Annotated in this window: 19 protein-coding genes; 7 read left to right on the top strand and 12 right to left on the bottom strand. The window is 55.3% G+C overall.

Annotation, left to right across the window (positions count from 1 at the left end):
- The first annotated feature begins 80 nt into the window (after positions 1-80).
- Entirely contained in the window at positions 81-1,604 is a 1,524-nt protein-coding gene (gene cls / locus KNO58_RS00095) for a cardiolipin synthase (protein WP_260570785.1), read from the top strand.
- Here the strand turns inward: cls and KNO58_RS00090 are convergent.
- The 9 genes from KNO58_RS00090 to ypfJ form a co-directional block, all read right to left on the bottom strand.
- The gene (locus tag KNO58_RS00090) at positions 1,580-2,113 is read right to left on the bottom strand and encodes a TVP38/TMEM64 family protein (RefSeq protein WP_214750974.1); all 534 of its coding nucleotides are present in this window, start codon (positions 2,111-2,113) and stop codon (positions 1,580-1,582) included. The genes cls and KNO58_RS00090 overlap by 25 nt on opposite strands.
- A 61-nt stretch (positions 2,114-2,174) precedes the next feature.
- The gene (locus KNO58_RS00085; protein WP_214750972.1) at positions 2,175-3,437 is read right to left on the bottom strand and encodes a dicarboxylate/amino acid:cation symporter; all 1,263 of its coding nucleotides are present in this window, start codon (positions 3,435-3,437) and stop codon (positions 2,175-2,177) included.
- 157 nt (positions 3,438-3,594) lie between these two features.
- Positions 3,595-4,098, bottom strand: coding sequence for a YwhD family protein (locus KNO58_RS00080; RefSeq protein ID WP_214750970.1), 504 nt, complete (start codon positions 4,096-4,098; stop codon positions 3,595-3,597).
- A gap of 57 nt (positions 4,099-4,155) precedes the next feature.
- Positions 4,156-5,208 carry a DUF871 domain-containing protein gene (locus tag KNO58_RS00075; RefSeq protein WP_214750967.1) on the bottom strand — a complete coding sequence of 351 codons (1,053 nt, stop codon included), beginning with the start codon at positions 5,206-5,208 and terminating at the stop codon, positions 4,156-4,158.
- A gap of 54 nt (positions 5,209-5,262) precedes the next feature.
- Positions 5,263-6,636, bottom strand: a complete 1,374-nt coding sequence (locus KNO58_RS00070; protein ID WP_214750965.1) for a PTS transporter subunit EIIC — start codon at positions 6,634-6,636, stop codon at positions 5,263-5,265.
- Positions 6,637-6,648: 12 nt separating this feature from the next.
- Positions 6,649-7,542, bottom strand: a complete 894-nt coding sequence (gene murQ / locus KNO58_RS00065) for an N-acetylmuramic acid 6-phosphate etherase (RefSeq protein ID WP_260570789.1) — start codon at positions 7,540-7,542, stop codon at positions 6,649-6,651.
- 163 nt (positions 7,543-7,705) lie between these two features.
- A complete protein-coding gene (locus KNO58_RS00060; RefSeq protein WP_214750961.1) occupies positions 7,706-8,161 on the bottom strand; it encodes a GNAT family N-acetyltransferase in 456 nt (151 codons plus the stop codon).
- Positions 8,158-9,006 carry a MurR/RpiR family transcriptional regulator gene (locus tag KNO58_RS00055; protein ID WP_021066056.1) on the bottom strand — a complete coding sequence of 283 codons (849 nt, stop codon included), beginning with the start codon at positions 9,004-9,006 and terminating at the stop codon, positions 8,158-8,160. The genes KNO58_RS00060 and KNO58_RS00055 overlap by 4 nt, the downstream gene beginning before the upstream one ends.
- A 108-nt stretch (positions 9,007-9,114) precedes the next feature.
- Positions 9,115-9,972 carry a KPN_02809 family neutral zinc metallopeptidase gene (ypfJ, locus tag KNO58_RS00050; RefSeq protein WP_214750959.1) on the bottom strand — a complete coding sequence of 286 codons (858 nt, stop codon included), beginning with the start codon at positions 9,970-9,972 and terminating at the stop codon, positions 9,115-9,117.
- A gap of 163 nt (positions 9,973-10,135) precedes the next feature.
- Between ypfJ and KNO58_RS00045 the strand changes: the two genes are divergently transcribed.
- Positions 10,136-10,324 (top strand): 2-hydroxymuconate tautomerase, encoded by a 189-nt coding sequence (locus KNO58_RS00045; RefSeq protein WP_012727443.1) that lies wholly within the window; start codon positions 10,136-10,138, stop codon positions 10,322-10,324.
- Positions 10,325-10,366: 42 nt separating this feature from the next.
- Here KNO58_RS00045 and KNO58_RS00040 read toward each other — a convergent pair whose 3' ends face one another.
- Positions 10,367-11,953 (bottom strand): Na/Pi cotransporter family protein, encoded by a 1,587-nt coding sequence (locus KNO58_RS00040; RefSeq protein ID WP_214750957.1) that lies wholly within the window; start codon positions 11,951-11,953, stop codon positions 10,367-10,369.
- Between the two features lie 23 nt (positions 11,954-11,976).
- The gene (locus tag KNO58_RS00035; RefSeq protein ID WP_214750955.1) at positions 11,977-13,272 is read right to left on the bottom strand and encodes an HD domain-containing protein; all 1,296 of its coding nucleotides are present in this window, start codon (positions 13,270-13,272) and stop codon (positions 11,977-11,979) included.
- A gap of 100 nt (positions 13,273-13,372) precedes the next feature.
- Between KNO58_RS00035 and KNO58_RS00030 the strand changes: the two genes are divergently transcribed.
- The 3 genes from KNO58_RS00030 (at position 13,373) to KNO58_RS00020 (ending at position 15,421) form a co-directional block, all read left to right on the top strand.
- Positions 13,373-14,221 carry a lipoate--protein ligase family protein gene (locus tag KNO58_RS00030; protein ID WP_214750953.1) on the top strand — a complete coding sequence of 283 codons (849 nt, stop codon included), beginning with the start codon at positions 13,373-13,375 and terminating at the stop codon, positions 14,219-14,221.
- 4 nt (positions 14,222-14,225) lie between these two features.
- Positions 14,226-15,071, top strand: coding sequence for a DegV family protein (locus KNO58_RS00025; RefSeq protein ID WP_214750951.1), 846 nt, complete (start codon positions 14,226-14,228; stop codon positions 15,069-15,071).
- 89 nt (positions 15,072-15,160) lie between these two features.
- A complete protein-coding gene (locus KNO58_RS00020) occupies positions 15,161-15,421 on the top strand; it encodes a hypothetical protein (protein ID WP_214750949.1) in 261 nt (86 codons plus the stop codon).
- Positions 15,422-15,460: 39 nt separating this feature from the next.
- Here the strand turns inward: KNO58_RS00020 and KNO58_RS00015 are convergent, their stop codons facing one another.
- Positions 15,461-17,410 (bottom strand): glycoside hydrolase family 3 protein, encoded by a 1,950-nt coding sequence (locus KNO58_RS00015; RefSeq protein ID WP_214750947.1) that lies wholly within the window; start codon positions 17,408-17,410, stop codon positions 15,461-15,463.
- Between the two features lie 326 nt (positions 17,411-17,736).
- On the opposite strand from KNO58_RS00015, the gene lipA reads away from it, so the two are divergent.
- Positions 17,737-18,636 carry a lipoyl synthase gene (lipA, locus tag KNO58_RS00010; protein WP_353047411.1) on the top strand — a complete coding sequence of 300 codons (900 nt, stop codon included), beginning with the start codon at positions 17,737-17,739 and terminating at the stop codon, positions 18,634-18,636.
- Between the two features lie 18 nt (positions 18,637-18,654).
- Positions 18,655-19,485, top strand: a complete 831-nt coding sequence (locus KNO58_RS00005) for a lipoate--protein ligase family protein (protein ID WP_214750943.1) — start codon at positions 18,655-18,657, stop codon at positions 19,483-19,485.
- The last annotated feature ends 97 nt before the right edge of the window (positions 19,486-19,582 follow it).

Below are 19,582 nucleotides of genomic sequence, written 5' to 3'. Positions count from 1 at the left end.
GTGAAACGTAATTTTAGATTAACAATGTGTAAACGGTGGAATGAATTCAGTGATGACAACTGAACAGAAAGAAGGTGTACGTGTTGAAACGACGCGTCTGGCAACTCCTCACCATGATTGTACTCGGCCTCCTCCTTCTCCTCGTCCTCTATTCCGTGGACGGATTGATTCCATTCTTGATCGGTCTCGCCATCGTGGCGCCGCTCCTCGTCGGCTGGTATATTTTATTCGACCAGGTCCAACCTCAGGCCAAACTCGCTTGGCTACTCGCCGTCCTGTTCATCCCGTTCCTCGGCGCCCTCGCCTGGGTATTGTTCGGACGGACGCCGCGACGCCATCGTCGGATTAAGCAGACTTCGACCGAGATTCGCATGTTCCGGCAAGCGATTGAAGCGGAACGCATCGAGACGTCCAACGACGTGTCCGATCGGTATCCGCTCACGCGCACGCTCGAAAAACTAGGGGCGACCGGTGCGGACGGCCACACTTCGACGAAACTGCTCGTCAACGGGGAGGCCAAGTTCGAAGCGGTGCTCCACGACATCGAGCAAGCGACGCATCACATCCATGTCCAATATTACCTGTTTCGGACCGATGAGATTTCGCTCAAAATCCGCGACGCCTTGATTAAGCGCTCGAATGAGAACGTCACCGTCCGGTTCTTGTATGACGGGCTCGGCAGTCAGGAAATCAATGAAGATTTCATCGAACCGCTCCGCGAGTCCCGTGTCCACGTCCAAGCGTTCGACCCGGTCGTCCATCCGCTGCTCGTGTTTAACGCCAACTTCCGCAATCATCAGAAGTTGATCGTCATCGACGGGCGAATCGCCTATACGGGTGGTCTGAACGTCGGAGATGAATATTTGGGCAAACATAAAAAGCTCGGATTTTGGCGTGATACGCACCTGCGCCTCGAAGGACCCCTCGTCCGGGAACTGCAGCGCCTGTTCGTCGAAAATTGGCTATATGCGGGGCATGAGGACGACAAAGAGACGTGGGACTTGTTTGCTGACAGCAAACACTTACCGCAATACTTTATCGGTGAACCGCAACCCGACAACGGGGCGACGCAACTGCTCGTCACCTCCCCCGGGAAAGATGTAACGATTCGGGACGGACTCATGGCTCTATTGATGGAGGCAAAAGAATCGATTTGGATGACAACTCCTTATTTGATTCCCCCACCGGAGATGCTCGCGCTGTTAGAAGTCGCCGGCAAACGCGGCATCGACGTCCGGATCGTCGTCCCCGGAAAAGGCGACGAATGGTTCAGCTTTCATGCGACCGAGTATTATTTCGAGCAACTGCTCAAACGGAACATCCGGATTTATAAATACAATCGTCATTTTATCCACGCAAAAACCGTCCTCATCGATGGCAAGATTGCGCTCGTCGGGACGGCTAACTTTGATTTTCGGAGCATGTATTTGAACCATGAGATGACCATCGCCCAGTTCGAGACGTCATCTATCCAAGAGTTGCATCAAGCGTTCTTGAACGACTTTGATGAATCGATTCTCGTCGACTGGTCGATGATGCGCAAGAAATCGAACGGCAAACGCTTCGTCGAAGCGTTCTGTCATATCTTCTCGCCGCTCCTCTGAGACAAGCGCCACACTGCGTATAAGACGGCGAGAACGGCGACGAGACCGAGTTGCCACCCGCTCGCCACGGTCAGGACGGCCGTGACCGCCAGCGCCTCCACCAAGAGCGCTGGCACTTTTCCAATCGTGCTCGCCACGGCGAACGATGGGAGCGACATCCGGCTGAATGCGGCCGACAGTGTGACGAGACCGGACGGTACGAACGGCAACAGCCGGAGACCGAGGACGAGGAACCATGCCTCGACCCCTTCGGCCTCACGGAGACGCCGTAGTCGCTTCCCGTCCGGTGACGTGTAGCGATGGAGCGCCTTACGATACAGGACGAAACTGAGTACGGCGCCGAATGCCTCACCAACAAAGGAAACGGCGACGCCTGGTCCAAAGCCTAGGATCTGAACGTTCAGCGCCGTCAAAAAGGCGCTCGGTAACACGCCCGCGATGGCGATGATGCTGTTTAAGATGATGCTGACCACGACAAACAGCGGGATTGGCAGCACTTCCCATTCCATTTAGTAAAACCTCACTTCATTTGAAAAGGCTGGCCCGGTATGAACCGGGTCAGCCTTTAGATTATTTTGCATCCACTTCATCCCACGAGTCTTCGTCGACTGCAGGAAGATGTTTCTCTTCGAGTTTCGAGACGACGACCGCACACGCGGCGTCACCTGTAATATTGACCGATGTCCGGAGCATATCGAGCACACGGTCGACACCGATGATCAGGGCAATCCCTTCGACCGGTAAGTTGACGGATTGTAAGACGAGCGCGAGCATGACAAGTCCGACACCTGGTACACCCGCCGTCCCGATTGAGGCGAGTACCGCAGTGATGACGACCGTAGCGAGCTCTGTGATCGTCAAATCAGCGTTGAACACTTGGGCGATGAAAATCGTCGCGACCCCTTGCATGATAGCCGTCCCGTCCATATTGACCGTCGCACCGAGCGGTTGGACGAATGACGAGATTGAGCGTGGGACGCCGAGTTTCGTCTGAGCCACTTCCATCGAGACCGGTAACGTCGCGTTCGACGACGATGTCGAGAATGCGAACGTCATCGCCTCGTAGAAGTTTTTAAAGAAGAAAATCGGATTCATTTTTCCGATTAATGCTACTGCGCCACCGTACACAACGACCGAGTGCAAGAACAGCGTCAAGACGACGGCGAACATATACCAGCCCATCGCGTATACGGCGTCGAGGCCGATGCCACCGATGGCCGAGGCGATCAAGGCGAAGGCACCGTATGGCGCGAGCTTCATGACCAAATGAATCAAGTACATCATGATGCGATCGCCTTGTTTGACGAATCGGCGCCATGTACGTGCTTTTTCACCGAGCGCAATCATCGCGAATCCGATGAGTGCCGCAAAGACGATGATTTGAAGCATGTTGCCTTCGGCGAGCGCTTGGACCGGATTCGTTGGAATCATGTTAACGAACGTCTGCACGATGTTCGACGACTCTTCCGAACCTGAGGCATCAAACTCAAGACCTGTCGTCGGGAAGTCCCCACGATCACCTGGCTTGATGATTTGAGCGACACCGAGAGCCAACACAATGGCGATGGCCGTTGTCGTCAAGAAGAAGAGCAATGATTTCGTACCGACGCGTCCAAGCTCTTTCGGGTCCCCGAGACCCATGACGCCAAGAATGATCGAGAAGAAGACGATCGGGACGACTAGCATTTTAATCAAGTTCAAAAATACGGTTCCGACCGGCGAGAGAAGATACGTGTTCGTCACATCGTAAATGTTCCCTGGCAATGCGGCCAATCCTAGACCGACGGCCACCCCCAACAGGAGGCCAATCATAATTTTCTTAGTTTCACTCATCGTGTCACCCTTTCTCTTTTACACAGTGCGTTTAGTATAGCATAATGCTGAATTTTCATACAATTACGGGGGAATCACAACATGATAACAAGTTCATGTTCCCAAATCAGGACACATGAAAACAAAAAAGATTGGAGACCGAAACGGTCCAATCTTTTTACTCGGCGCCTAAGCGTTCGAGCTCGGTTTGTAATTCAGTCGATTGTTCCCAAATCTCAGGACGATGCTCTTTCAAGAAAGCAGCGAGCACGTCGCGTGACGGTGCGTCCATCATATCGATGAGAATACGGCCTTTGAGCGACTTGTCCATCTGGTTGACGTGATACGGCAACAGTTTATAGCCGCGACGTGCCTCGAGGTCGATGGACATGTCGCAAGCTGCGACACCGCCGTAATAGAACCCTTCCGGCTTTCGTCCGACCGTGACCCAGACAATCCAATACGGTTTGCCGTTCGGCACCGCTTCCCGCTCCGTCAAAAACTTGATGCGTTTCTCGATCGCCGATTTGGCATGCATGGCCCCCATATCGATGACCGCGGTCCCCGCCTCGACATCGATGATGACGGGAGACATATTGTTCAAACTGAGCGAACCGACCCCAAAACCGCCGTGGCCATCGGTCGAATCGTCAGCGACGATATTAAAATTAATCTCTTTCATGGCATTCCCTCCCTCTCTACTGTACACAAAGACGAGGGAATGTGGCAATCCGGAACGTCAGCACCACTCGATTCGAAACTTCGTGCCCGGCCCGATCGCCCGGATGAGCGGCCGGTCTGCCTCGATGACGCGGCCCAGAACGTTGACCCGTTCGTCCGCCACCAAATCGCGTTTCGTCACTTGCAGCTCGCCGGCATAACGGCCGTACTTCGCGTTATCGACCGTGATCGTTCCGAGCGGACGAGGTTTTGCTGCCATCGGCTCGAGCAAGCGGTCCCCCGGACGGCCATAGCCCCTCGATTCGACCGAGCGGACGACGTCACGGGCCGGGTCCATCCGGTTCGTCTGGACACGATAGAAGGCGGCTTCAATCGTTGTCTCCGCTTCGGCCCGAAGGACGAGCATCTCGTCAGCGTGCGAGGCGAACTGTTCAATCGTCTCGTCAGCAAGTCCCGGATCGCCAATCAAGATGCGATCGACCGAATCCATGAGGTCCATGTAGCAGGCGAACGTTGAAAACGGGCGATGATCCTCGAGCGTCGGCAGCCGTTCGAACAGCGGTCCGCGCAATGTCCCGTCCCCGGGAATGAATGCCTGGACGCTCAAACCCTGTCGCTTCAGCCAGTCGTTCTTGGCATCGAACCAAGCTCGGTCGAGTCCCGTCTCCGGTCGCGGATAGAAATTGTGCCACGCCTCGACATTGTCCGTCACGAGGCCATGTTGCTTCATCTCTATGAGTTCTGTTTCAGACAACGTGCTCGCGTTCAAGGCGACCGTCATCCGGGTCGACAAATCGGCGACTTGTTTCGGCGTCACACCGTAATCGACACGCAGCCCCGTCACGCCCCATTCGGTGAGCGTATGGGCATCGTCCCACGTCTTGCCGAGTGCGGCGAGCGACGTTGGTGCGATATCGGCGAACAGTTCCATGTCGAGCTCTCGGGCGAGCGTCCCGAGGTCACGAAGCCGTTCTGTATACACCGACGTGTCATCCTCTGGAATATGAAGTGACGTGAACAGCGATGCAAAGCCGATCTCTCGCATGCGTCCGACCCATGTCTTGAACTGTGGTGTGAGCGGTTCACTCAAATAAACCGATAATCCTTTCATCAGAAAGCCCTCCTCGTCAAATGAAAAGGCGACTCCAGAGAGCCGCCTCGGTTGTTAAATCCCGTCTGCCATTTCTTCTTTGAAGCCGAAGAAATACGTGAAGATGAAGCCAGCCGTATACGAAATCACGAGACCTCCAATATACGTCAAGTACATACCGTTGTCGATGAGCGGCGTGAGCGAGAGACCAGAGACCCCAATCCCGAGCGCTGCCGTCTTCATCGTCGCTTGGAACGCACCGCCGACCGCGGCTCCCATACAAGCCGTCAAGAACGGACGGCCAAGCGGAAGGGTGACACCGTAAAGGAGCGGCTCGCCGATTCCGAGGAATCCGACCGGGATGGCCCCTTTGATGATGTTACGGAGGCGTTGGTTGCGCGTCTTCACGAAAATCGCGAGTGCTGCCCCGACTTGTCCAGCACCAGCCATCGCCAAGATCGGCAAGAGTGCCGTGTTCCCGACCGTGTTCAAGAGTTCCAAGTGAATCGGTGTGAGTCCGTGATGCAATCCGACCATGACGAGCGGCAAGAAGAAGCCAGCGAGTACGGCGCCAGCGACCGGACCACCGATTTCAAGCACGGCGTTCAGTCCTTGCATGATCCCATCTGACAATACGCCTGCGACCGGCATGATCGCATAGAGCGCCGTGAAACCGACGACGAGGACCGTGAGCAGCGGTGTAAAGATGATATCGACTGCTGTCGGCATGAAGCGACGCACGTGTTTCTCGATGTACGTCATGAGCCAAGCTGCAAAGATGACCCCGAACAATCCACCCCGTCCGACGACGAGCGGTTCCCCATAAATGGTGATGTCGGCGAGCATCGGGTTGAAGAGAATCCCCCCGGCGATGGCACCGAGTACCGGCGTGCCACCGAACTCTTTCGCCGTGTTCCAACCGACGAGGATGGCGAGGTAAGCAAAGACCGTGCTACCGAGCAATAAGAGGATTTGCATCCACGTTTCGGTCGGGTCGACCCCGGCGTTCTTCGCGAAGTTGGCTCCCCCGTTAATGATACCTGAAGCGACAAGACCTGGAATGAGCGGAATGAAGATATTCCCTAAGCGACGCAAGAAGCGCTTGAACGGCGACTTCTGTTTATCTTTTACTTTTTGACGTTCGATGGCCGCCCGTTCGTCCGGCGTCAAGTTCGCATCGACCGATTCCTCCCCGATGGCGAGCCCCGTCTCACGGCTGAGATGGTCCGCCACGCGGTTGACCGTCCCCGGGCCAACGACGATTTGCAACGTCTCGTCATCGATGACACCCATGACACCATCGATTTGTTTCAATGCGGCGAGATCCGCTTTCGTCGGATCTTTGAGCGCGAGACGCACACGCGTCATACAGTGCGCGAGTTGACGAATGTTATCTTTCCCCCCGACATGCTCTAATATCGCATGTGCCAGAACCTCTTCTTTCTTCATCTCGAATCCCCCTTATAGTGCGTCACGGACGAATCCGTTCGCACGCTCTAATCGCTCGACTGCCTCCGCATGCGGGACGTCGGCTAAAATCATGACGATCGCCGTCTTGACGTGACCACCGGATGAATCGAAATAACGCGCGGCCGTCTGTTCATCGACCCCTGTCGCTTCCGCAATCATCCGTTTGGCCCGCACTTCCAACTTTTCGTTTGTCGGCTGCACGTCGACCATCAAGTTTTGATACACTTTCCCTACCCCAATCATCGACGCCGTCGAGATCATGTTGAGGACGAGTTTTTGCGCCGTCCCTGCTTTCAAACGGGTCGATCCGGTCAATACTTCTGGTCCCGTCTCGACTTCGATTTTGAACTCGGCGTGTTCGCTGATTTTTGAACCTTTGTTACACGATAGCGCGGCTGTCGTCGCGCCGACCTCACGGGCGTAATCGAGCCCGCCGATGACGTACGGTGTCCGTCCGCTCGCGGCAATCCCGATGACGGTGTCTTTCTCATTCAAGTGAAGCGCTTTCAAATCATTGACTGCCAAATCCTTGCTGTCCTCTGCTCCCTCGACGGCTTTGATGAGCGCCCGCTCGCCCCCGGCGATGAGTCCGACGACCATATCCGGTGACACGCCGAACGTCGGCACGCATTCCGCCGCGTCTAAGATGCCGAGCCGCCCGCTCGTCCCTGCGCCGATATAAATCAAACGCCCGCCTTGTTTGAAGGATGCGATGGCACGCTTCGTCACGTCGGCAATGACCGACAGTTGTTCTTTAATGACGTGTGGGACCGATTGATCTTCCTCGTTCATCACTGCGAGGAACTCCTCGACCGCCATCTCGTCCAAGTGCATCGTTCGTTCATTTCGTCTTTCAGTAGCCAGTTTGTCTAACATCGCCACCATCCTTTCTTCTCTCTAATTTTATTGTACTAACTTGAAATTAAAAGTCAAACTTATTTAAAAAAATAAGGAAATAAAATTTCATTACGGGTCAAGCGTATACATGTAGATTTGTATACGTGTATACATCTATAGAAAAACGCCCGGCCCTAGTGGACCGAGCGCTTTAGTCGATGACTTTTTTCAGCACGTGGACGTGATCGCCCCGTGCCGTGACGGAATCTTTTTCATACACATAGCCTTGCCGCTCCCAAAAGTGGCGCGCCCGCTCATTGTGAGGCAAGACCCCGAGTCGGAACACGGTTTGGAACGGACGCATATATGCGTGTTCGAGCTGTTCATACAAGCGTGTCGCAATGCCAGTCCCGTGCAGCCGTTCATCGACGACAAATAGTCCGAGCCAAAGTGAGCCGTCGACCGGGTGTTGCTTCAACAAGTCGGCGACGGCGATGACATCCCCGTCCGCAAAGACGAGGCTGACGGTCCCTTCGGCTTCAAAGTCGGTCAGATTCTCGTCCCGGAACGTCTCGGGTGTCTGTCCGTTTAACGCGGCGAACGACCGTTGTCGTAAGAGAAACGTTGCCACCTTATCGCGCCACGTTGCGTCATAGACATGAATCATCGGCGCAACTTCACCATCTCGTCACGCGCCTCGGCGTAGCGATCAATCAATCCCTCGCCTTTGCGGTGCAACAGCCCCATATAAAGTGTGTCGATAATCGTCAACTGTGTCATCCGCGACGCGATGCTCGCAATCCGGAAGTCGCGTTCAACGCTCGGCGTGCAGAGTCGGACGTCCGCTTCCCGATAGAGCGGCGATTTATCGAGGTCCGTGATGGCGACGACCGGTACCCCTTTCTTCTTGGCGAAGCGGACGAGTTCGAGCACGTCTTTCGTCCGGCCCGACGTGCTGATGGCGACGAAGACGTCGTTCGGTCCGAGATGCGGGATGAGCGACAACATGTAATGGAAATCTTGCGATGTCTGGGCCGCATAGCCGAGCTTCGTGAATTTATATTGCGCGTCGTACGCAGCCGTCGACGAGCCGCCGACTCCATAAAATACGACTCGGTTGGCTCGCGCGAACGTATCAATCGCATGCTCGAGCTCACGCTTGTCCATCGCCTCGGCACATGCCTCGATGGCCATCTTGTTCACATGGATGACTTTTTGGAACGAATCGTACGGTGTATCTTTCTGCTGCAACACGTTGAAGTCGGTGAGCGTCGTCTCGGTGATCGCCAAGTCTTTGACGAGGGCAAGTTTGAACGCCTTGAAGCTATCGATGCCGACGACACGCGCAAAGCGGACGATACTCGCCTCGGACACGTCCGTCTTTTGAGCGAGCTCTTTCGTCGTCATATTTGGGACGAGCGTCGAGTGGGATAAAATATAGTCGGCGATTTTTTTCTCCACGGACGTCATCTCGCTTTTGGCGAATTCGATTTTTTTGAGTAAGGATTCCATCGGGTCATCCCCTTCCTACTTCTAGTTTCTGTTTCCATGATAGCGGATTCTTTCTTCACAAGCCAACTTGGACATGGAAAAAGGTCAAGCCATCGCTTGACCTCATCGTTATAAGTTTTTGGCGTTGAACGTATCGCCGCCTTGAATCGTCCCGTTTTGGAACCCTTTATCGAACCAACGTTTCCGTTGCTCGGATGTGCCGTGCGTGAACGAATCCGGCGTCACATAGCCGCGTGCCTGTTTTTGAAGCGTGTCATCCCCGATTTGATGCGCCGCATTCATCGCCTCTTCGACGTCACCGGCCTCGAGATAGCCCATCCCTTGGGCGTGGTGGGCCCAAACGCCCGCATAGTAATCGGCCTGGAGTTCGAAGCGAACCAAATATTTGTTGAACTCGGTCTCACTCATCTCGTTGCGGAGCGGCATAATCTCGTCCGTCGTGCCTAGCAACGTCTGGACGTGGTGACCGACCTCATGGGCGACGACGTACGCCATCGCGAAGTCACCCGGTGCGTTAAACTGTTGACTGAGGTCATCATAAAAACTTAAATCGATGTATAGTTTTTGGTCACCCGGACAGTAGAACGGCCCGACCGCTGATCCAGCGATGCCGCACGCAGATTCGACTTGGTCTTTATAGATGACGAGCGTCGGCTCCCGATACGTCAAGCCGTTCTCGGCAAAGATATCAGTCCACACTTCCTCGGTATCCCGTAGCACGACCGACACGAAATCGGCCATCTCTTCTTCCCGTGCCGAGCCTTCATACGTTCCAGAGGTCTGTTCCGGTTCTCCGAGTCCGATATTGTTGACAATATCGCCCGGATTGCCGCCATTGAGCAATGTGAAGACGATGACCAAGATGAGACCGAAGCCTCCTCCAATGCCTGCGATACCTTTCCCTCCGACACGTTGTCCCCGTCGATCCTCGACGTTCCGACTTGCTTGTCTGCCCTTCCATTTCATGCGCCTGTTCCTCCTACGACTAGTCTGTCTTGTTCCTTACCCCGTTTTCACATATTTCGCACCTGCAAATTTAGGGAGCATCGCGGAAGTGCCGACTTTGTTCTTCCCAGTCTGCGCGACTTTCTCTAAAATGAAAGAGAACGAACTAAAAGGAGGAAACAATATGCCATACGTAACGGTTAAAATGCTCCCAGGCCGCACGGTCGAACAAAAACGTGCGTTGATTGAAAAAGTGACGGACGCCGTCTCCGAGACGACGAACGCGCCGAAAGAAAACATCACCGTCTTCATCGAAGAGATGGACGCGACGCACTACGGTCAAGCCGGTGTCATGCACGCGGATAAGAAGTAAACACAGCGACCGCCCTTCCATCTCGGAGGGGCGGTCGCTTTTTCAGTCTTCCAAATTCACTTCAAACCGCTCGCTCGGGACGGTCGGTTTAATGAGGTGACGCGTCGCACGCCAAACGTGATAGCCGATCCGGTCGAGCCAGAGGAGGGCCTGCACCTTTTGAATCGTCTGGTCCATCTCGAGCTGATTGGCCGCCGTCTCTTCGAGTAGTTCGGCCCGGTGCGCCTTCCGATACTCGGCGAGCTGTTTCGAGGCCGTCTTCCACTGCCGCGACTCTTCCGGCGGCGTGTGATGGTTGAGCGTATCGACCATATCGAGCTCATGCAAGACGAGCTGGCGTGCGACTAAGAAGTCCGTATCGCGGAGCGCGTCGACCGGCTCGACTTCCCGCATGACGAACAGCCACCGCTCCAAGTGATCGATTGTATGGAGCAACGACAAATGTTGGCCATAGTCGTTGCGCCCTCGCCCTTCTTCCAATTGAATCGTGCTCAAAAACACCCGGACATCGCTAAGTGTCTTCTCGACGAGTTGGAGCTCATCGTCGCGTTTACGGGCCTCGGTCAGTAACAGTTGCGTCTCTTTGGCCAAATAGCGCTCAATCTCAATCAATGAGCGCCGGGCCGCCTCGAGCGCAACCGTCGGGATACGGGCCATGTTCGGGTTCAAAAAACGGATCAACTTCTCGGACCGACTCGGAATCCATTTGAGCAACTGACGGCTGAACGCCTCATGAAACGGCAGGAACGTGAACACCCCGAGCAGATGGAACGAGGTGTGGAACAAGGCGAGCCGCAACAGTTCGTTCCAGTTGAGCCGGTCGGCCACACCATTCACGACACCGAACAAGAGCGGGAACGTCAGCCAGCCGATGAGTAAAATCGAGCCATGGACGAGTACGTGCGCCAAGACGATACGGCGGGCCGATTTCCAGCCTCCGATTGATCCGATGGCGACGACGAGACTCGTCCCGGCACTTTGTCCAAGCACGAGCAGACAGGCTTGGGCGAGCGTCACTGTATCGGTCGCAAGCGCCGTCATCGTCAAGACGAGACCGATGCTCGAGGACTGCAACAAGACGGTCATGAGTAAGCCCGTCCCGAGCAACGCGAGTTGATGCAGCGGTGTGTCCGCTTCCCAACCGGCGAACGAGAACGTGACGACGTCGCGCATCGCCTCTTGGAGCGTCCCGATGCCGACGAAAATCAGACCGAGTCCGACCATGAGCATGCCGATGCGTTTGACGCGCCGCCCGATCAAGCGTAGCGCCATGCCGACCCCGATGAGCGGGAGCAACAGCTCGCGGATGTCCACGTTATAGCCTAAGAGTGCTACAATCCAGCCGGTCGTCGCACTGCCCGCGTTCGCCCCGATGACGAGTGTGAGCGCTTGGGTGAACGTTAACAGACCGGCGCTGACGAAGCTGATCGTCATGAGCGTCGTCACCGTCGACGACTGAAACAACGCCGTCATCGTCGCCCCGAGAAACGCACCCGAGACCGGCCCTTCCGCCAATCGGTTCAACCGCTGCCGGAGCCGCTCCCCGGCCATGTTTTTTAACGTATCCGTCAACAGCATCATCCCGAGCAAGAAGATGCCGACCCCGCCGACCAATGTGCCAACCCCCATGGTGTCACTTCCTTTTCAACGATTCACTCTCCTCGTAACGTTGACAACATCCATGTTTTTTCTGACGCGAAATCTTTCAAGTTGAGGAGCACGTCCTCGGGATAATAAATCTTCTCGTCCGACTGCCGCGAGTTCAAAATCGATTGGACGAGCATCGACACTTCCGAGATTTCGCGACGGTCGCCGTCGTTCATCTGCAAGTAGATGCCCTCATATGTGCCGTGGCCTTTATACAAATCGTATGGCAGTTGGCTGAGTTGGTCCTCAAGCAAGTAATAGCGCGTCGGCAACCCGATCGCCTCCATCGTCGCACGCAAGCGGTCCATGTAGCGGACGCGGTTCGCTTCCGGGAAGTTCTTATACTTCAACAGGCGACGGTTGACGAACCGGCTCGCAAGGTCGGCCAAAATTGGGTCGGCCTCATCCATCCATTCTTGGAAATAGAAATAGACGATCGTCTCGTCGAGCTTCAAATAATGCTCGAGCGTCATGTCCTCATGATTGAAAATCGGTAAGAAGTGTTTCGGCACCATGTCGAACGTATAGCCCGACGCATACAGCTCTTGCGCCCGCTCGAGCACGGCCTTGAGCAACAGGTCGCTCGAGCGTGTCGCCGGGTGGAGATACACTTGCCAGTACATCTGATAGCGGCGCATGATATAGTCCTCAATCGTATGCATGCCTGACTGTTTGACGACGACTTGATCCTCATCGGGGCGCAACACCCGAAGCATGCGCTCGAGGTCGAACTTGCCGTAACTGACACCGGCGAAATGGGCGTCGCGGAGCAGATAGTCCATCCGATCGACGTCGAGCTGAGAACTGAGGATGTTGACGAGCAATCGGTTCGGATGTGTCTTATTGATGATGGCCGCCACTTCTTCCGGGAAGCCGACCCCCATCTCGGACAGCACTTTGTTCACTTCCGTGTCCCCGAGAATAATCCGTTCGGTCCACACCTCGTGACGAACGGCAAAGACGTGCTCGAACGCGTGCGAGAAGGGACCGTGCCCGACATCGTGGAGCAGCGCCGCTGCGAGCAACAGCTCGCGGTTGCGGTCGTCCCATTCCGGATACTCATGGAACTGGTCAATCAACTGACGGGCAATCTCATAGACGCCGAGCGAATGATGGAAGCGCGTATGCTCGGCGCCGTGGAACGTCAAAAACGACGTCCCGAGCTGCTTGATACGACGTAACCGTTGAAACTCTTTCGTATTGATTAATTCCCAGACGAGATGATCATAGACGTATATATAACGGTGAACCGGATCTTTGAACACTTTCGAGCCTGACAATTGACCTCGTGACGTATACATGACGTTGCCCCCTACGTTTCATTATTGATGGATTCGACTTCTAGCGCGTTGTTCCTCCCGTGCTATAATGGGAAGGAAATTATTTATGTGAAAAGGAATTATGTATATGACCCATCCATTATTACGACAACCGACCTACCGTGTCATTGACCAGTCTTCGCTCGGTCCGGCGTTCCAAGCCGAGCAATCGTTCGCGACGGACGACACGCTCTGTGCCTCGACCGCGACGTCAGGTGCCGTCCTGCGGGCCTGGGTTCATCTAAACACGGTCGTGCTCGGGATTCAAGACGCCCGTCTGCCCCACTTGGAAGACGGCATCCGCTTGCTGCATGAACACGGCTTCCGCCCCGTCGTCCGCAATTCAGGCGGACTGGCCGTCGTCTTGGACGCGGACGTGTTGAACTTATCTTTGATTTTACCCGAGAAAGACGGCATTCAAATCGATAGCGGCTACGAGGCGATGACGTCACTCATCCAACTCATGTTCCAAGACGTGACGACGAAAATCGTGCCTGGCGAGATCGTCGGCTCCTACTGCCCGGGCAGCTTCGATTTGTCGATTGACGGGAAAAAGTTCGCCGGCATCTCACAGCGCCGCGTCCGTGGCGGCGTCGCCGTTCAGATTTACTTGAGCGTCCGCAAGAGCGGAAGTGAACGGGCCGCCCTCATCCGTGACTTTTATGCGCAAGCCATCCAGGGCGAAGCGACGCGCTTCACGTATCCCGAAATCGTCCCGGAGACGATGGCGTCGCTCGAAGACTTACTAGGAATTCCGCTCACCGTCGACGACGTGTTGCGTCGCGCCTACACCGTCCTCGGTGGCGTGAGTCAGCTGATTCCCGGCTCGCTCGATGCGACCGAACAAGCGACGCTCGCGACCCAGCTCGACCGGATGTGGAAACGCAATGAACCGATTCGCGACATTGAACAACAATTAGCAGAGGAGTGATTGCATGTTTAAACTCATCACCGATACCGGAGCCGATTTGACCAAAGATCAAGTCGTCGAGTACGGCCTCGAGATTTTGCCGCTCGGCGTTATCATCGACAATGAAGAATTTTTAGACGGGGAAACGATTCAACCGAAAGACGTGTACGACGCGATGCGGACCGGCAAGACACCGAAGACGTTCCAAATTGAGGCGGCCCGACTCGAGCACTGTTTCCGCCAACACCTCGAATCAGAAATCCCATTCCTGTATCTCGCTTTCTCGGGCGAGCTCTCGGGTACATACCAGACGGCCGTCATGGTCGGCAACCTACTTAAAGAAGAATACCCGAACAGCACGTTCCATATTCTCGATACGCGTGCTGCGTCTGTCGGCCAAGGGCTGTTCGTCAAGACAGTCGCCGAATATGGACAGGATCATACGTATGACGAGACGGTCGCCTATGCGACGTCGCTCGTCGGCAAGATCCGTCATTTGTTCACGGTCGAATCGCTCGAGTATTTGATGCGCGGCGGCCGTGTCTCGAAAGCGAGTGCGTTCATCGGGGACTTGTTGACGATTTTACCACTTCTCACGGTCGAAGACGGTAAGCTCGTCCCGATCGAGAAGATTCGCGGACACAAAAAAGTGATGCGCCGCATCGTCGAATGGATGACCGAGTCGAAACCGCTCGTCGAAGGCGGTCACGTCTTCATCGGTCACGGGGACGACCCGGTCAAAGCCGACCAATTCGAGGCGTTGCTCCGGGAACATGCGAACCCGGCGAGCGTCACGAAGACGATCGTCGGTTCGGCCATCGGGGCACACACAGGCCCTGGCCTTCTCGTCGTCGGCTATTTCGAGGCGTGAGGAAGCGGCACCGTGCTCCCCTTATTGCGCTATTCGCTGTCGTGCTGATTTTTACGCTCTTCAAAATTGATGAAGCACGACATCGCGATTTGTTACAGGCCTATTTGCAGGAGCAACATCGGCTTGACGAATCTGCTTATACGCTTCGCGTCTTTCCGAACCAATTCGGCTATTCATACAGCCTCACGTTAGACGCCGAGCCAAACATCTCTTACAATTTTTACGGCAAACGCCGAGACGGCATCATGCACGTCGTCTATAACGGTTATGACGCGAAAAAAGCGATTGGTCTCCTTGACCGCGAGTTCGAAGCCGTCAACTATGCGCTACTTGATACGTTATTCAAATGACAAACCGCGAGCACCCTCATAGGGCGCTCGCGGTTTTGTTTACTTGTTCCAGTTGCGGAATCCGTCACCGAATTCAAGATGCAGATCGTCGCCGAACACGCCGTTCTCGAACGTCGGCACATCGACCGGGAGTTTGCCCGTCGGCTTGACTTCACCGAAGATGGCGCGGATGCCGGCCGGGAGGTTCGGTCCTGCCGATTTGGCATTGCCCGCCTCTGAGTCCGGTCCATTCGGGTCACCTTTGAAACCGTAGATGATGAGCTGGGCCGGTGCATCCGGCTGAACCGCCACATCGTACGGGTTGCGCAGACTGAGCATGACTGACTTCTTACCCGTCTCATTCGCGTAACGGAACACTTCGGCCGGTACGTAGTTGTCAGCCGAAGTCGATTTCAGCTTGGCGCTGTTGTTCACGTTCGAACCGACGATGATATAGTCGGCCGCGTCGAGTTTTTCTTTCAATGCTGGGTTTTGATCCAAGTGCTTCGTCGATGCCGTATAGTTCGCGGCGATGACATTCACGTCTTTCATGTTGCCGGCGTTCTTCTCGAGCGACTTGATCGTCTTAATCATGCTGTCCGTCTGATCTTTCGCCGGTGACAAGACGAGGACCGTCTCACCTTTTTTAGGTTTGAACGGAAGCGTCTTGTCGTCGTTTTTCACGAGCGTGACGGCCGCCTCGGCGATTTCACGTTCTTTCGCTTTATGCTCGGCGCTGCCGACGACCGCATTCGCCTCAGCGAGTTTCGCCTCGAGCGTCGTCGTGTCGACCGACTCTTGCCAGATGCCGCGTTTCGCTTTGAGCGTCAAAATCCGCTCGACCGCTGCATCAATCTGTTCTTCTGATAAGCGTCCATCCTCGACGGCCGCCATGACTTCTTCAAAGATTGTCTCGAGCTTCACAACGTCCGCATTCGACCGGAGAATCGTCGGCATGAGCGCGATATCGACACCAGCCTCGAACGTCTTGATGACCGCTTCGGCTTCCGTAAAGTTGTCAGAAATTGCCTGCATGTTCAAGGCGTCCGTGATGACGATGCCTTCATAGCCCATGTCTTCACGCAAGACACCTGTGATGACGTCATCTGACAGTGTCGCCGGGAGCGGGAACGTGCCGCGCGGCGAATTGATTACCTCATCCTCGATTTGCGGCATCCCGATGTGGCCGGTCATAATCATATCGATGCCTTCGGTGATGGCCCGTTTAAACGGTAACAATTCGAGACCGCGCAAATCTTCGAGTGACTTGTCGACGATCGGCAGGCCGTAATGCGAATCGGTTGCCGTATCACCATGCCCCGGGAAATGCTTCGCCGTCGCGGCGACACCTTGGTCTTGAATCCCTTGCGTCATCGCCGAGCCGAGCTCGCCGACGAGTTCTGGGTCACTCGAGAACGAGCGGACGCCGATGACCGGGTTGGCCGGGTTGTTGTTGACGTCTAGTACCGGACCGAAGTTGACGTTCACCCCGAGAGCGTTCAACTCCGAACCGATAATATTCCCCGCGTCGTATGCGTACTGGCTGCTCCGTGTCGCCCCGAGCGCCATGTTGCCCGGCAAGTTCGTGCCTGTTCCGAGCCGAGTCACGATCCCACCCTCTTGGTCGATCGTGATGAAGAGCGGTACGTCGTTGCTTTCGTCTTGTTTGACGACTTCTTGGAGGTCGTGGACGAGTTTCGTCGTCTGTTCGGTCTCGGTCACGTTTTCCGCGAACAAGATGACACCCCCGAGGTCAAACCGATCGACGACGCGCGCCACATCTGTCGCAAGTGCCGTATGGTTCGCCCCGTTCCATAATCGGAAGTCTGGCATGATCATTTGACCGAGCTTTTGTTCAAGCGTCATCGACGCGAGCTTGGCGTCCACACGCTGCTCAATCGACGTTGCCGGCGTCTCCTCCGCTACGACCGCAGTCGCCATCGGGACCGATGAGACGAGTAGCGCTGTCGTTAGCCCCAGTGTCGCTGTCCAGTTCAATGCTTTGTTCATGTTCCCCACTCCTTTTTTGAAAGTTTCCCCGACCCCCAAACAAAAAGGCATGGAGGAAGAAGCGTTGCCTCACCAACGCTCGTTCACCCCATGCCTGATCGTATCAGTTACATATGGTCCTTATTCAGGTGGTCAACGTCAGTATAGCAATTCAAAAAATGGGAAACAACACTTCACATGAAAGCGTAACCATTTTGAAATATATGTTCTGTTTTGACACACAGCTGACCTGTATTGGCAAAGCCAATAATTTCGCTGGTTCGAATTCCACCTCATCTTTGGTAAACTCTTTTTGTTAGGGGTTAACTTTCAAAAAGGGGGAAATCATCTTGGCACGAGGGGAACTGAAACGAAAGCCGGAATGGTTAAAGATTAAACTGAACACGAATGAGACCTACACCGGTCTCAAAAAGATGATGCGCGAGAAAAACCTACATACGGTCTGTGAGGAAGCAAAATGTCCGAACATCCATGAATGTTGGGCCGTGCGCCGCACCGCGACGTTCATGATTCTTGGGAGCATCTGCACGCGTGCCTGCCGCTTCTGCGCGGTCACGACGGGCAAGCCGAACGAACTTGACTGGGAAGAACCGAAACGGGTCGCCGAGTCGGTCCGCCTCATGAACTTGAAACATGTCGTCATCACGGCCGTCGCCCGCGACGACTTGAACGACTATGGGGCGACGGTGTTCGCCGAGACGGTCCGCGCCGTCCGTGCCATGAACCCGGAGACATCGATCGAAGTGCTCCCATCCGATATGATGGGTGACTTCTCGGCGCTCCAGACGCTCATCGATGCCGGACCAGATATCATGAACCATAATTTGGAGACGGTCCGTCGTTTGACGCCGAGAGTCCGTGCCAAAGCGACGTACGACCGGACGCTCGAATTTTTAAAACGGTCGAAAGAACTGAACCCGGACATCCCGACGAAATCGTCCATCATGGTCGGACTCGGCGAGACGAAAGAAGAATTGATTCAGGCGATGGACGACCTCCGGGCCCACAACGTCGATATCCTCACGCTCGGCCAATACTTGCAGCCGACGAAGAAACATCTCGACGTCGAACGCTACTATCACCCGGACGAGTTCGCCGAGTTGAAAGAGATTGCCTTGGCGAAAGGCTTCTCCCACTGTGAGGCCGGACCGCTCGTCCGTTCTTCATATCACGCGGACGAACAAGTCCACAAGGCGCGTCGTCATACGATGTTGCCAATCGACTAAGAGAAAGAAGAGACACATATGACTGGAACGACATGGCATTTGCTTCACACCGCCCCGCTATCTCCGGCCGAGAATATGGCCATCGACGAGGCCATCGCCGGCTGGGTCGCACGCGGTGACATGAAACCGACACTCCGTTTTTACGCTTGGGCCCCGCACGCCATCAGCGTCGGGCGCTTTCAGCGGGCAACGCGTGACCTCGATCGCGTGGCGCTCACCTCGAACGGCATCCCGGTCGTCCGTCGTTTGACCGGTGGGCGGGCCGTCTTGCACGCGGATGAGCTGACGTATAGCGTCATCTTGCCTGAGACGATGCCGTCTTTGCCGACGAACGTCATCGAGAGCTATCGCCTCCTGACCGAAGGGGTGCGTCGCGGCTATCATGCGCTCGGCGTTCCGGCCGAATTCTCGGTACCGTTGACCGAGGCCGACCGCGAGGCGCTCCGAAAACCGAAGTCGGCCGTCTGTTTCGACGCCGCCTCGTACTATGAGCTCGCCGTCGACGGGAAAAAGATTGCCGGGAGCGCCCAAGTGCGCCATCAGGGCGCCGTCCTGCAACACGGCTCAATCCCGTTATCGATTGACGATGACGTCTTGTTCGACTGCTTCAACCTCGAAGCCGATGAAAAGGCTGAGGCGAAAGCCCGTTTCGGCGACAAAGCTGTTTCGTTGAACGAGACGCTCGGCCGGACGGTTGCGTTCGATGAGGTCGCCGCAGCGTTCACGGACGGATTCCGTGACGCGTTCGATTTGACGTTCGAGCCGCTGACGTTCACCGAGGCGCAACAACAAGAGATTCAGGAGCTCGTCACTAAGTACGAGAGTGACGAATGGGTCTGGAAACGTTAAAAAACGAGTCTCGCGACTCGTCAGCTTGTTGACTAACATCAATAGAATCGCTCGTCCTTCCGGCGCCCACGCTTTCCGCAGGCAATCCCGGAGCCGC

This window comes from Exiguobacterium sp. J17977, from assembly GCF_018616375.1.
Classification (GTDB): Bacteria; Bacillota; Bacilli; order Exiguobacteriales; family Exiguobacteriaceae; genus Exiguobacterium; species Exiguobacterium mexicanum.
Note: the sequence above shows the minus strand (reverse complement) of the source record. Positions and strands in the feature narration are given on the sequence as shown.